This is a genomic window from Vreelandella sp. ssv (genome assembly GCF_059448525.1).
Window position 1 is genome coordinate 241063 of the sequence record NZ_CM182545.1, and the last position, 14362, is coordinate 255424.

The 14362-nt window shown below is 51.1% G+C and carries 12 protein-coding genes; 9 read left to right on the top strand and 3 right to left on the bottom strand.

The window, feature by feature from the left end; all coding sequences use genetic code 11:
• Position 1 precedes the first annotated feature (1 nt).
• From AC5TBW_RS01195 to AC5TBW_RS01215, 5 genes are read left to right on the top strand one after another with little or no spacing between them, the layout of a single operon-like run.
• Positions 2 to 856 carry an ABC transporter permease gene (locus AC5TBW_RS01195; RefSeq protein WP_495510343.1) on the top strand — a complete coding sequence of 285 codons (855 nt, stop codon included), beginning with the start codon at positions 2 to 4 and terminating at the stop codon, positions 854 to 856.
• Positions 853 to 2673, top strand: coding sequence for a M14 family metallopeptidase (locus tag AC5TBW_RS01200; protein ID WP_495510344.1), 1821 nt, complete (start codon positions 853 to 855; stop codon positions 2671 to 2673). The genes AC5TBW_RS01195 and AC5TBW_RS01200 overlap by 4 nt, the downstream gene beginning before the upstream one ends.
• Before the next feature lie 43 nt (positions 2674 to 2716).
• Positions 2717 to 4408, top strand: coding sequence for a VRR-NUC domain-containing protein (locus AC5TBW_RS01205; protein ID WP_495510345.1), 1692 nt, complete (start codon positions 2717 to 2719; stop codon positions 4406 to 4408).
• Positions 4405 to 6714, top strand: coding sequence for an ATP-dependent DNA helicase (locus tag AC5TBW_RS01210; RefSeq protein ID WP_495510346.1), 2310 nt, complete (start codon positions 4405 to 4407; stop codon positions 6712 to 6714). The genes AC5TBW_RS01205 and AC5TBW_RS01210 overlap by 4 nt, the downstream gene beginning before the upstream one ends.
• 21 nt (positions 6715 to 6735) lie before the next feature.
• Positions 6736 to 7518: a TSUP family transporter gene (locus AC5TBW_RS01215; RefSeq protein WP_495510347.1), complete on the top strand. Its 783-nt coding sequence runs from the start codon at positions 6736 to 6738 to the stop codon at positions 7516 to 7518.
• Positions 7519 to 7528: 10 nt separating this feature from the next.
• Here AC5TBW_RS01215 and AC5TBW_RS01220 read toward each other — a convergent pair whose 3' ends face one another.
• Complete coding sequence (locus AC5TBW_RS01220) at positions 7529 to 8719, bottom strand: MFS transporter (protein WP_495510348.1); 1191 nt, start codon at positions 8717 to 8719, stop codon at positions 7529 to 7531.
• A 396-nt stretch (positions 8720 to 9115) separates the two neighbouring features.
• Between AC5TBW_RS01220 and AC5TBW_RS01225 the strand changes: the two genes are divergently transcribed.
• The 4 genes from AC5TBW_RS01225 (at position 9116) to AC5TBW_RS01240 (ending at position 12113) form a co-directional block, all read left to right on the top strand.
• Complete coding sequence (locus tag AC5TBW_RS01225; RefSeq protein WP_495510349.1) at positions 9116 to 10474, top strand: site-specific integrase; 1359 nt, start codon at positions 9116 to 9118, stop codon at positions 10472 to 10474.
• A 311-nt stretch (positions 10475 to 10785) separates the two neighbouring features.
• A complete protein-coding gene (locus AC5TBW_RS01230; protein WP_495510350.1) occupies positions 10786 to 11097 on the top strand; it encodes a hypothetical protein in 312 nt (103 codons plus the stop codon).
• A gap of 221 nt (positions 11098 to 11318) precedes the next feature.
• The gene (locus AC5TBW_RS01235) at positions 11319 to 11534 is read left to right on the top strand and encodes a hypothetical protein (RefSeq protein WP_495510351.1); all 216 of its coding nucleotides are present in this window, start codon (positions 11319 to 11321) and stop codon (positions 11532 to 11534) included.
• Positions 11535 to 12113, top strand: a complete 579-nt coding sequence (locus tag AC5TBW_RS01240; protein ID WP_495510352.1) for a hypothetical protein — start codon at positions 11535 to 11537, stop codon at positions 12111 to 12113.
• Between the two features lie 232 nt (positions 12114 to 12345).
• On the opposite strand, the gene mobI is transcribed toward AC5TBW_RS01240, so the two are convergent.
• The gene (gene mobI, locus AC5TBW_RS01245; protein ID WP_495510353.1) at positions 12346 to 12927 is read right to left on the bottom strand and encodes a conjugative transfer protein MobI(A/C); all 582 of its coding nucleotides are present in this window, start codon (positions 12925 to 12927) and stop codon (positions 12346 to 12348) included.
• Entirely contained in the window at positions 12911 to 13342 is a 432-nt protein-coding gene (locus tag AC5TBW_RS01250; RefSeq protein ID WP_495510354.1) for a hypothetical protein, read from the bottom strand. Before AC5TBW_RS01250 ends, mobI begins: the two co-directional genes overlap by 17 nt.
• Positions 13343 to 14362: the final 1020 nt, after the last annotated feature.

Below are 14362 nucleotides of genomic sequence, written 5' to 3' on the forward strand. Positions count from 1 at the left end.
CATGACCGCAGCTATTAAAACCGACAAATTGAAACGCTTTAAGAACCTTGAGTTTATCCTTGGCGTGCTGCTCGTGGGCGGTATCGGTTTAGCGGTGATTTTCTCCGGCTGGCTGTTTCCCGGTGGAGGTTCAGAGCTTAACTTAGCCTACCGTTTAACCCCGCCGCTGGTGGAGCCAGGCTTTCCCCTAGGCACGGACCCATTAGGCCGAGACGTGCTCGCGCGGGTGATTATCGGTGGTGAAATCTCGCTAAAAGTCGGGGTCTACTCAGCCCTCGGGGCGGTGGTGATCGGCATCATTATGGGGTTGGTATCCGGCTACTACGGTGGCTTCCTGGATATGATCGTGATGCGCTTTGCCGATGTGCAACTCGCGCTGCCTTTTATCCTGCTAGCGATTACCTTTATCGCCGTGATTGGTGGCGGGCTAACCAATATGATTATTCTGCTGATTATCTCCCAGTGGGTGCAGTACGCGCGCTTGGTGCGCGGCTCTGTGCTATCGCTGCGCGACCGCGAATTTATTCTGGCCGCCAAAGCGATTGGGGTGAAAGATATCCGCATTCTGTTCCAGCATCTGCTGCCGAATCTGATTGGCCCCGTCATCGTGCTGATGACCCTCAATGTGGCCAATAATATTCTGCTGGAGAGTAGCTTGACCTTTTTAGGTTTGGGCGTGGATCCGGTGATCCCCAGTTGGGGTGGCATGTTGGCGGAAGGGCGTACTTATCTACAAACGGCATGGTGGATTAGCGTGTTTCCCGGCTTGGCTATTCTGTTAACCGTGTTGGGGCTGAACCTGCTGGGTGACTGGCTACGTGATGCCCTGGATCCCACAGGACGCACTTCCTTATGACCATCGAAGCCGCTATCGAGATATTCGAAGCCCCTATCGAGATATTGTTAGAGCGCTCATTTCCACGTACCACACGTGCATTGCTTGATGAGTACGCAACGCCTGCCTATCAAGGCTATCAGTTGGAGGCGTGGGTCTTCGACGATGAAGCCGAGCGCCAAACCACAGAAGCTGCCTTTAAGGCCGTTGGTATTAGCGCACGCCTGCGCAGTGCTTATAAGCCCCTGATTCACTTCTTTTTAGAGGAGTTCTCGTGGGCGTCGCTGCAGTCGTTGGTGATTGAGTACCCCTCGTTAGCGCACGCGCCGCGCCGTTTTCTGCTGGAAGCCTACCCGCTGGCGGCACTAATGCCGTCAGGTGTATCGCTACGCTGGGAGGACGTTGATGCCACGCCTACTACTATTTCAACCACTATTGCTACACCTCTTCATTATCGCGTTCGTGTAGAGCGACGCACTGGGGAGCTGGAAACGTATTGGGTTGAAGCGCCTAATCGTCAGCACTTAGATCATGTAGACGAGGCGCAGTGTTCACCCTGTGGCTGGCTGCGGCTTACCTCTCCCAATGGCGAGGTGAGCGAATCGATTGTTGAGACCGACTTTGAGGCGCTGTTTCAAGCGGCGATGGCGACGCTCTCTTCAACTCAGTGGCAGTCAGCGTCGCCCCCCTACTTCGAAGAGCTCAACTTTACGGTGCAGTTGCCCTGTAATGACCGCCGCTTAGCATTTGACGATGAGCATATCAGCCTTGCCGAGGCACTCCATGAAGAGCTCTATTTCTCTGCGCTGGAATATTTTCAGCGCCGTGCTGGGTTGGCGCTGGGAGATCGATCCATTCAGCCGGGGCAGATTGTCCCGGAAGTCTCCTCTCAAGGGGAGCGAGGCTATTTGAAAGTCAGCCTACGGCCTTTGGATGCCTCCCAACGGCCGCGTGCCGAGGTCGATTTGGACACTGCCCGGCAGGCAATCGGCACCGATCAGATTAAGCAGCTATTGGCGGCGCTTGGTGGCCAGTCGCTTTATGCCACCACCCGAGCAGGCAGAGTGCTGGAAGCGCGTTATGTGGAGGGTAGTGATCGCGCCGTGATGATCAGTGCGGGGCAGCACGCCAATGAAATATCTGGCGTCGTTGGAGCACTGCGCGCGTCGCAAGCGTTAAGCGAGCAGCCTCAGGCGCACTATGTTATTTCACCCTTGGAGAACCCGGATGGCTACGCGTTGCAAGGCCGGCTAACCGCCAATCAACCGCGCCATATGCACCACGCGGCGCGCTATACCGCTTTTGGTAATGACCTGCAGAGCCAGCCGCTAGGCCAACCGTTTGAGCACGCCATCCGTGAACAGGCATTCGCGCTCAGCGGCGCCGGGCTGCATGTTAATCTGCACGGCTACCCCGCCCATGAGTGGACACGCCCGTTGAATGGCTACGTACCCCGTGGCTTTGAGATGTGGACGATTCCTAAAGGCTTCTTTTTGATCCTGCGTCATCAACCAGGCTATGAAACAGCGGCTGAGCAGCTGGTGGAAGCCGTTACCCAGCAGTTGGCCCAAGTGCCTGGATTGGTCGAGTTCAACGCTACCCAAATTGCGCTATTTGAAACGCATGCAGGCGCGTTAACCTTTCCGGTTTTGCATGGCTTTCCTTATTTAATTTCGGAGGACGCCGAACAATTAACGCCGCTAATGTTGATTACCGAATACCCCGACGAGACCCTAACCGGCGAGCCGTTTGTACAGGCGCATACCGCGCAAATGGCCATGGTGGTGGCGGCCTATAACGCCTTTCAAACACTCTCATTGAATGCTAAATCTTCATGATGGCGAGGCTGTCACAATGGCGTCGCACTGTTATAATGGATAAATGAACAGTGCTTTCGCTACGCCTACCGCCTCCCTCGATGACCCCTTCTATTACCTGACGAACTTTCGCTTCGTTTTGGCTTGGGTGGGGGAGCGCCATGCTGATCTACTCGCGGCAAACGAGCTTGCGTTTCTTGAACGTTTTGAAAGCTTGCCACAGGCCTCTCAAGCCCTGCTGGTGCGCATGGTGATGCGCAAGGGTGAGCTGTTTCGGCTCAGCAAATTAAGCTACGCCGAGGTTGGCGAGAGTGCCAGCGCCATGGCGCCCTTGATGTCGCTAGGTTGGGTCGAAAGCGACCCTGCGCTTAACGTCGATGAGCTGTTTAACCAGCTACGCTTGGCCGAGCTGCGCCAGGCATTGGCAGCGCAGATACAGGCCAGCGGGCTGAGTGCCTCTAGCGCTAAAACCGTGCTCTACGACACCCTGGCGCGCCAGCTCAATGAACCCAAGCGGTTATGTCAGTGGTGGCCCGAGGCAAACGATCCCGTCCTGCGGCTAACAGTCATGGAAACCTGCGACCGTCTGCGACTGATGTTCTTTGGCAATCTGCGTCAGGACTGGGCGGAGTTCGTGTTGACCGAGCTGGGACTGCAACGCTTTGAGACGGTGCCTTTTACCCCACTCTCTCGCGCATTCCAATCGCGTCAGGAAGTGGATACCTACTTAGCGCTCCATCGCCTGCGTCAACGTCTTGATGCAGGGGAATTGCCCGCCGACCTGCATATTGAGGTCCCGCCGCGCGCGGATAACCGTTGGCTCGCTACACGACGTGCACGGTTACTGCTGCAGTTGGGCCGAGAGGCAGAGCGTAGCGGAGACGCAGCGCTGGCGCTGACGCTTTATCGTGATTCTGGCAGCAGCGAAGCGCGGATACGACAACTGCGCGTGCTGGAGCGGCAGGGCAAGCACCAGGCCGCTTTTGAATTGGCGACCCAGGCACTCAATAACAGCCCCAATGAGACCGAACAACAGGCGTTGGCGCGGCTGCTGCCACGCTTGCAGCGACGGCTTAAACTGCCTGCATTGCCGAGCGACCCGGAGCCCGCCCATGAACGTTGGGATATCGTCTTACCAGGGCCGCAAAGCGTTGAACGTGCCGTGGTTCAAACCCTCAGTGAACCCCTGGCACCCGTCTGCTATGTGGAAAACAGCCTGATCACGGGGCTGTTTGGTTTGCTCTGTTGGCCGGCTATTTTCGCTCCACTGCCGGGCGCTTTCTTCCACCCTTTTCATAATGGCCCTGCGGATTTATATCGCGACGATTTTGTGGCCCGTCGGCGTGACCTGTTCGATGCATGCCTAGGGCACTTGGAAGACGGCAGCTACCGCGAAGTCATTCAGACGACTTGGCACGATAAGGCGGGCCTTGCATCGCCGTTTGTTCACTGGGCAATCGTTGATGAGGCGCTCATAGAGCTGGCGCTGGCATGTATTCCACCTGAGCACCTTCGATACTGTTTTGAGCGGCTGCTGGGTGATCTAAAAGCCAATCGGGCAGGGCTGCCGGACTTGATTCAGTTTATGCCGGATGCACCCGCTGGCGAGCCGCGCTATCGGATGATCGAAGTCAAAGGCCCCGGTGATCGGCTGCAGGATAACCAGCGACGCTGGCTGACGTTTTTTCACCGTCACAAGATGCCCGTCGTGGTCTGCTACGTGCGCTGGGCGGAAAGCGACGAGTTTGAGGTATGAGTGCGACCTATCGCGTGGCGGTGCGGGCGCTGTGTGATTTCACTGCCCGTGAAGGGGATCTCGATCACCGTTTTACCCCTGCGCCCAGCGCGCGCGAAGGCATCGAAGGGCATACCCTTGTCGCTAGCCGACGTGGGGCAGGCTATATCGCCGAACTGCCGCTGTCGGGTACCTTTGAGGGATTGAGAGTCTCGGGCCGAGCGGATGGTTTTGACCCCGTGGCCAATCGCCTGGAAGAGATCAAAACCCATCGCGGCAGCTTGGAGCGCATGGCAGCTAATCAGCGTGCCTTACACTGGGCGCAGGTGAAAGTATACGGCGCGCTGCTCTGTGAAGAGCGAAGCCTGGAGCAGGTCACCTTGACGCTGGTTTACCTGGATATTGCCAGCGGTAAAGAAACGTTATTGAACCATGAGGCCACTGCCGCCGAACTCCAGGCGTTCTTTGCCACCCAGTGCCGCCGATTTCTTGCCTGGGCGGAACAGGAGGCGGATCATCGCCAGCGCCGAAACGCTGGCCTACAAACCCTGCGCTTTCCCCACGCCGCATTTCGCCCCGGTCAGCGTGAACTTGCCGAAGACGTTTATAAAGCCGCCAGCACCGGACGCTGTCTGCTCGCCCAGGCACCCACCGGCATTGGTAAAACACTGGGCACGCTGTTCCCCATGCTTTCGGCGATGCCGCGTCAGCAGCTGGATCGCATTGCCTTTCTCACCATGAAAACCCCCGGCCGCCGTTTGGCGCTGGATGCCCTCGTCACGCTGCGTGCCAGCCAGAGCGATGAAGCCCAGACCTTGCGTGTGCTTGAGCTGGTGGCGCGTGATAAAGCCTGTGAATATCCCGGTCGCGCCTGCCACGGTGAGTCTTGCCCATTGGCCGCCGGCTTTTATGATCGCCTGTCGGCAGCACGCCAAGCGGCGGTAGATCAGGGCTGGCTGGATCGCGACGCGCTGCGCGAAGTGGCGTTGGCCCACACTGTTTGCCCTTATTACCTTGGCCAGGAGCTGGCACGCTGGGCGGATGTGATCGTCGGTGACGTTAACCACTGGTTCGATAGCCACGCGCTGCTGCACGGCTTGGCCCAGGCCAACGATTGGCGTACGGGCGTGCTGGTCGATGAAGCACATAACCTGGTGGAGCGTGCCCGCGGCATGTATAGCGCTGAGCTAGACCAGCAACGCTTTAATCACATACGACGTACATCACCCAAACCGCTTGCGGGGCCTTTGGGGCGCTTAGCCCGCCAGTGGCAAAGTGTAGTTAAAGACGCGGGGCTGGAAGATGAGGGTGGGGCTAAGCTCGGAAAAACCAGTAAACCAGCCTACCGACTGCTAACGGCGCTACCCGATAAGCTGGTGGCCGCCGCTCAGCAAGTAGGGTCTGCCATCACTGATTATCTTGGTGAGCACCCCGAGCAAGCCAGTTTTGAACTTCAAGAACTGCTGTTTGAGGCGCTGGCGTTTTGCCGCTTGGCGGAGCGCTTTGGTGAGCACTCGCTATGCGATATTACTCGCCATGGCCGCGGGCGGGCCGTGCTTGGGTTGCGCAACCTAATACCCGCCGACTTTCTGTCGGCACGATTTATCGCCGCGCACTCAGTGGTGCTGTTTTCAGCAACGTTAAATCCCGCTCACTACTACCGGAATCTTTTAGGCTTGCCGGAGAATACGCCCTGGCGCGAGGTCGTTTCCCCTTTTTGCGCGCGCCAACTTGAGGTCTTCATACGTAGCGATATTTCGACCCGATTTCGTGATCGGGAGGCGTCGATTGAACCAATGGTGGCGACCATGGCGCAGCAGTATCAGCGCACGCCGGGCCACTATTTGGCGTTCTTCAGCAGCTTTGCCTATCTGGAGGCCGCGCTGAACCACTTTCGCGATGCGCACCCAGGCGTGCCCGTTTTCAGCCAAACCCGTGGGATGCCCGAGGCCGCTCGGGAAGCCTTTTTAGCGCGCTTTACACCCGGCGGCAAAGGCATCGGCTTTGCGGTGTTGGGCGGCGCCTTTGCGGAAGGTATCGACCTGCCCGGTGATCGGTTGATTGGCGCTTTTATTGCCACCCTGGGGCTGCCGCCGTTTAACGACTTCAATGAAGCGCTGAAAGCACGGCTAAACGCGCGCTTTGGCCAGGGTGACGATTACACCTACCGTATCCCCGGCATGATCAAAGTGGTGCAAGCCGCTGGACGGGTGATTCGCAGTCCTGAAGATCAAGGGGTTGTGGTATTAATGGATGATCGTTTTGCCCAGGCCAGCGTGCGTGCGCTATTGCCACGCTGGTGGTCGCTGGGAAATCCCAACCCATAATTTAGGACCCTTAAGTAAGCCATGACCGATTTACTCTGGTACCAGTATGCGCTGATTGGGCTAATTTTTGCCTGGAGCGGTTTTGTACGCACTAGCTTAGGGTTTGGTGGTGCCGTGCTGGCGCTGCCATTCCTGCTTTTGGTGGTCAACGAGCCCCTGGTGTTCTTGCCGATCATTGCTATTCATCTGCTGATTTTCTCCAGTTGGATTGCCTGGAATGGCCATCGCCAACTGCAGAAAGAGGGCGTGGGAACCGATACACCTGAGAGCAATATTGATTGGAGCTATCTGTTCAAAGCCCTAAAAATCATGATCATCCCCAAGCTGATTGGGGTGGTGGGGCTGCTAACGCTGCCCGCTCAGATTATGACCAGCATTATTTTCGGCATTGTGTTCATTTATGCCATTGGCTATGTACTCAATAGACCGTTCAAGAGTAAAAACAAATATGTCGACTACGTGCTGCTGGCACTCGGGGGGTATGTCAGCGGCACTTCGCTGATTGGCGCACCGCTAATCGTGGCGGTATTCGCTGCTCATGTGGCTAAGGAGCAGCTGCGGGATACCATGTTTGTGCTGTGGTTTATTCTGGTGGTCATCAAGATGGTCTCGTTCCTGATTGCAGGCGTGGACCTTCAGCTAATCCACCAGCTGTGGCTGCTGCCCTGTGCGTTCATCGGCCACTTAGCGGGCGAGAAAGCCCACCGCTATATGCTCAAAGCGGACACCGGGCTGTTCTTTCGTGTGCTGGGCGCGGTGCTGATTCTGGTCAGCGTGGTGGGGCTGATTCATCCGCCCGCTTAAGTGCTGATGCTCAAAGCTGGCTGTCAGCCTTTAGCGTTGTCTTGCCCAGAATAATCAGCACGACGGCCAGCAGGCCGCACACCACCGCCATGCCGGTAAATACATTACGCAGCGACTCTAGCCAGATCACGGCCGGGGCGACCACCACCGGGGAAACAAACTGGCCGAAAAAGAAGGTCGAGGTAAAGCCACCAAATACCCGGCCGCGCACCCGTTGGGGAGTGATTCGCATCAGCCAGGTGGTGGTGTTCGGCATGAAGGCGCCAAGGCCAAAACCGGAGATCGCCGCACCCACGATGGCCATGGCATAGCTTTGGGTGAAGCCGACGATTAAAAAGCCGGTCGCCGCCAGCAGGAACCCTAAGACATAGATCGTCATCACCGACAGAAACGGCTTGTAGTAGCCGTAGCCAAAGGCAACGATGCTAGCCGTTAGCGCTGACATAGAGAGTGCGATGCCTATCGCAACACCGCTGATTTGACCCTGTTGAGAGAGCAGAAAGGGCAGTTGTGCAGGAAACATATAAAACATCGCCATACTGATCATGGCGATCAGATAGGCAATGCCAGTACGCATGTAATCTATCTTCACTGGTGCACTGCTTGTGTCACTGCCAGCTCCATCGCTGGACTTGGGCTCTTGTAAAATTGCCCAGGCGTAAGGCAGTAAAAGTACCCCGGTTAAGTAGAGTAAAAACGGGCCACGCCAGCTCCAGTCGGAAAGGATTCCACCGAGGTTGATAAAAATAACCCCGCCCAAAGCCATGCAGCTACTTTGCAAGCCTAGGAAGCGTACGCGCTCAGTGCCGTCGAAGTAATCACCTACCAGCGTAGTGCTAATGCTGAGGATACCCGCCACCGCAATGCCCATCAGCGCCCGTGAACTTAACAGCAAATCCACACGATCAATAAAAAAGCCTGATACCCCAGCAAAGCCATAGATACACAGCATCATTAGAAGCAGTTTCTTGCGTCCAAAGCGGTCAGCGAGATAACCCATTAATGGGCTGAACAGCGTAATCATCAGCGCAGGAATGGTCAGGATCAGTTGAATGATAACCTGGGGTTGGTCAGGGAAATGACGGCTGATGCCCGGCAGGGCAGGAGCAATAATCGCCCCCGACATGACGGTCATAGTACTGGCAAAAAGGAGTACGGCCTTAATATGCGTTAACTGGCTAATGGTCTTTTTCCATATCAAAAGAAGGGAGAGGATTTAAAGCACAAGCGCCAATCGTAGCATAGTTGTTAGCAGGCTAGTTTGTTTTTGGTAATGCTTTCAAGGGGTATGGAGCCGTGAATGGAATCTATAGGGAGCCTGACTCCCATCCAACAAAAAACGGCCACTTGCTGTATTAGCTAAGTGGCCGATTTTCATGAAATTTTTGGTCGGAATAGCAGGATTCGAACCTACGACCTCTGCCTCCCGAAGGCATGTATTAGGTATTATCACAGCAACAAGTAGAAACAAGTATAGATAAAAATTCTCATTAAATCAGGTAATTAATGTATTTTTTGCTGGATTGCTTGTTGCTAGTTTGCACTTGTTGTATCTTCAATCTGCTACCTATTTGCTACCTAGAAATGTTTTCCTGAAATGGCCCATCAAAAAAAACTCAAGCTCACAACTAGAACCTTGGAGCAGCTATGCAAGTCGCCTCCAGCCGATGATGTATTTGACACTGAGCTGCCTGGTTTTCATTTAAGGCCTAGTAAGCGTGGTTTGACGTTTCGTCTCTTCTACCGTACTAAAACCAATCGGCAGCGTATCCTGACGCTTGGTCGCTATGGTCTTCTTACTGCTGCACAGGCACGTAAAGATGCTACAGAAGCGTTGGCTATCGTTGCTCAGGGTGGCGATCCACGTGCGGCATTGGAGAAGGCTAGGGTAGAGGAAGAGCGACAGCAACAGCAGACAGTAGCCTCCTACCTAAATGGCCCCTACGCTGTGGTTCAGGGACGAAAGAAGGATGGCAAGGCCACTTTGCAGCGTATTCAAAATGCGTTTGTTAGCTGGCTTGATAAACCTATGAGTCAGATTAGCCGGTCTGATCTTGAGCGATGGCATGGTGAGCGTGAGTCGACGGGCGAGGAATACGCAACAAGCTTGCGTCATCTGGGTGCCATCAAAACGATGTTGTCACATGCAGCTGATCGAAATGTAATACCCACTAACCCTTTGGCTCGTATCACTTTGCAACGACCATCCGCGAGTCCAGAGGATATGGCAGAAAAGGCTTCAAGACGTCGGTATCTGGATCAAGAAGAAGTGGAAGCTCTGTTTGAAGGTTTGGATGCATACCAAGAGAAGAAGCGCGCTCAGCGCCGCAGCAGCCGCACTCATGGTAAAAAACATCTTTCCGATCTTGATGCTCTTATCTATGTGGATCACGTCGTTCCATTTATAAAACTAATGTTCTTTACTGGTTTAAGGCCTGGTGATCTTTTTGGTATGCGGTGGGAGCATGTAAACCTAGCTTTTTGTACTATTCGTAAAGTGATAGAGAAGACGGCACACCAGCATCCTGAACCTATGACTTTTCCATTATCTAGTGTTGCTGCATCCATTCTTAAACATTGGCATGAACAGCAGGGTAAGCCCAAAACCGGTATGGTATTCCCCTCATCGCGCAAGAAAGGTGAGCGTATGAGTGATACTGCGATGCGGAAGCCCTGGGCGTCTGTGCGAAGCTTGGCTGGCTTACCAGAGAATTTGGATCTATATAGCTTACGTCATAATTTCGCATCTCAACTTGTAATGGATGGCGTCGACTTAGTAACTGTCTCAAAGTTAATGGGTCATACAGATATTCACACGACTATTAAATATTATGCGCACCTGCGTCCTGATCATTCTCGCGATGCCACTGAAGTATTCGCACAGAAAACGGTTAAGCACGCTGCTAATGAAAAAAACTCTTTCGAGGTTGATGGTCGCATGCCTCGGGTTCAATAGTTCTGTGTCCTCTTTTTCTTGGCAGCAAGCGCCTAAAACTGTCCTTATCATCATAGCGATGTCAATGACAGCGAAGACTTGGCGTCTGGCCGCTATTTGATATTGGCATTCTCTTTTCTCGGCGCTCTTGAGCTGCCGATCCCTCTGCGTTTTAATCAGCCTATATAACCAACTAAATAATTGGCTGATAGAAGGGCTTTTGTATTTTTGGAAAAATGGCGTGTAATTAGGGCATATGTCTATTTTGACGACTCAATTACCATTAAAAAGAAGGCAGCATGGGTGGGGTATAGAGACCAGGAGAACCCATCATGTACAAAGATCTAAATTCCATTCTGACTAACTCACTCCAACTTTACCATGCAGGTTATGATCCATTGTTGATTGAGCTGCCGGAGTCCGTGGTTTTCCCAGCACTGATTCCCGCTGCACCTGCGACTGCCCGCAAAAGCAGAACTACTGGGCTGTTGTTGGGAGAGCCTGCTCCTAAGTTTATCCGCCGTGGTCGCACAATTCGCTATCGTTTATCTGATGTGATTGAGTGGCTATCTGTTTCTCAAGGAGAGTACCGCTCTACGTCAGAGTTTTTAGTAGCTGAGACGAGGCGAATGAAAGAGAAATAAAATTTTATTAGGTCGACCCCCTAACAGAAGGGGTTGCATCTATTCCGACTTCAGATACTTTAATTTCAAGTATGACCGGGCTTGCCGGGATAATAATTGCAAGCGGCCCAGTGGGAGGTGGCCAGAAACACCTACTGCGCACTATGGCTGAATGGAGCCCATAAATGGCTTCGCCTCCCAGCCAGGGGTGCGCCTCATCATTCGCTTAAATGAGGATTTTCATGATGGACGCTATTCAAAGTCAACTGGAAGATGTCGTCACGCTCGCTGAGACGCTCGATGGGTTTATTGAGGCCACTGTAACTGTCGAAATAAAACTGAACGGCGGTAGTGAAATAAGATCTATCAAGTTGATTGCAGAGCCAAATCAGTCATCAGCCTCGATTCAATCATTGCAACCAACACTGCATGATCCATCAGCAATAAAGTGGTTTTGAATGCTGTTCGGCGGAAGAAGCGCTGATTTTGCCCTCTTCCAGCTTATGGATATAAAAGTAAGACTAGGAGAAATGGTGATGCTGCGTTGGTTTTTGAGGCAAACTTCAAGACGTGTGATGCTGATGCCTAAATTTTATTCTGCGCCATGCAGTTATGATTGGCGCGACTTACCGGAGATGTTGCCCCCGGCCCCGTCTGTAGCGAACAAGGCTGGAGTCATGATAGACGCAAATCCTGTTATGCATGCCGCGACGATTGATAGCGTTAAGCAAGTTTGCGATTCTGAATATCATGTTCTCCCCCCAGACGCATCCTATGAAACAGCTTCGCGGCATAATAATTATCAGTGTATTAGTGATAGTTTCGATCATAATGTTATTTTTGAGGGTAATAGCCCCTCCGCACAAAATGAGATCAATCCGGCCAATGGTTTGCCGATGATGGGTGCGATTGATGTTATGGGAAACCTTTATGGCATTGATGATAGTTTTAGAAATTCTCATAATCAGCATGCTTTGGTTGAAAGTGGCTTTGATCATACTGGCGATGGGTTTGGCGGATCTAAAAGCTGGGAATAGCCGAGTTTAATCCAATAAGCAAATGTCGGGCAGGCCCAAAAAGTTATTAGTCTAATTTAGGTGACGTATAATGCCCGCGTTTTTTTTCAGGATATTGAATGCGGACGGTGTTTATATGGCCGGTTTAGGCATTTTTGAAAAGCCAAGTTTTACTTGCTGTTCTTCATGCGATTAAAATTTAATTAAAGCTTGTTCAATATTTGGTATGGATAACTATAATATGACATGTTGATTATGCTCCCCATCCATACATTGATTGTGCCATTAATAGGCTTTCACATGGAGTTTCACAATTGCATTCAGGGGGGCAGATTCCCATCATTGGGTCAGTATCATCTACTATCTTATTATGTGCAGCATTCTTCATCTGATTAAGACTAGAATATGCAAGCGACATCGATGAAAGATGTCGAGTGATCTGCCTCAGCTTAGAAAAACGCTGCTCTGCTTCTTTAATGCAACTCTTTTCGTATCTTGAGCATTTCTTAAAGCTAGTGGAAGGCATTTGCAAAAGACCCTCACTCGTTATATTTTCAGAGATACTCAAATCTCCGAATCTTGACTTGTAAAAAAACCACTCAATACATACACCATTTTTTGTTTTTTTTATTCGTACGTCATGCACCCAGTACTTATACTTTCCGTCTCCTTTTTTAAATTCATCTCTTAATTTTCTGAAATCATCTCGAATTAATATTGCTTCATCATAAAGAAGGTCAGAGTATTTTTCTATATCACTCCTCATTCCAGAAAATTCGAAAAGTAGATCACTGAGAATCCTAAGTAATTCGTTATCGTTAATCATCTTTGGCATCTGTAGTGTCGTAAATCTTTCTTACTCGGTTTATGATGAGTTTGTGATCTTTTCTGTGTTGCTCAATCATATTCAAACATTCACGAAGCTTTCTAAGCTTTTTTTCAGCTTTTTCAATAGCTCTCTTTTGATTTTCATTTTCGTAAATCAGTACGTTTGCCCCGATTGCTTTTTTATCGTATGTTGCCCTCACGATTTCAAAACGACCATCATTACGCCATGTCTTTCTCCTCCATCCAATAAATGTTTTTCCCCTTCTTTTTATGATATCCGGATAACATTTTTCACTAGCATCAGGATTTTTCTTATACTCATCAATGACTAAGAGTGCTGCTTTCTCAATCTCACCCTCAATAATAGTTTGCTTCTTGAAAATAATTTTAAAAAGAATCACTAAAAAGTTAACTTCATACATCTAAATATCCTCGTAGTTGTTTATGAGGTTTATTATTCCGTCTCTTGCCAACGTTGTCATTAGCTCTAAATGCCTAAAATATTTAAAAACTCAAAAAAAGTTAATTTTAATTAAAAAAGATAATGGTCTGAGTATTTTACTGCAACTAGTGATAACGAGGCGGAGGGTTTAGTGCTTACTGAGCCTGCATCCACCCTGATAAAAAAAGGACGAATAGCAAAATGTCTTTTAACCACGTCAACTGACCGGAGGTTGGAAGCGGTCAGCCATGATTGGGGAGCGAAGGCAAGCACATGTCACAACACAAGGGGTATAGTAAAATCAAGAGCGCGAGAATAGGCAGGCAATAATACTGCACAGCTCTATCAAAGCCAGGGAGCGGGGGTGCTCACAATAAGACGGTTGAAATTATTCACCGTCAAACATGAGGTCTTGCAGACTACGTATAATAGATCAAAGCGGCCTGGATCATTATACAAGCTATAAGCTAAGCTCATAATCATGCGCCATAAAGCAGATAAATGTTGTACTATTATTCAGAGTTGGTCCTATGCTTCAGCAAGCGAGGGTTGTATGAGTGATTTGTTACAGTTTTTAATCGGTGTCTCACCTATATTGCTGATTATGTTTGGAACACTAGCTGCAGCTTATTATGTTATTTTTATTGAGAAAAAATGAATCGCTCCGGATTTTTTAGATACCTCCAGGCCTTATATTAAAGTATCTAGGAGGAACCATGAGCCGCCCCCCGTTACATTTAAGGGTTCAAATAGCCGCCGCCAAACAGGTGGCAGACCGTGTCCAGCGCATTGCCTAAACCGCTGATCGGTTAAGGCGTGTCAGACCTCGGCTTGTAGCAATGGATAAAGCGCTACGATAAGCCAGTAGAACATCGGCAAGGAGATGATGCTCTGCAAGCTGAAACCATCGTTTAAAGACTTAACTAAAACCCGCATTAGAAGAGCGAGATATATTAAACATCCGTGATGGGCTGGAGGTTCGAAATCCGATGGTAGCCTA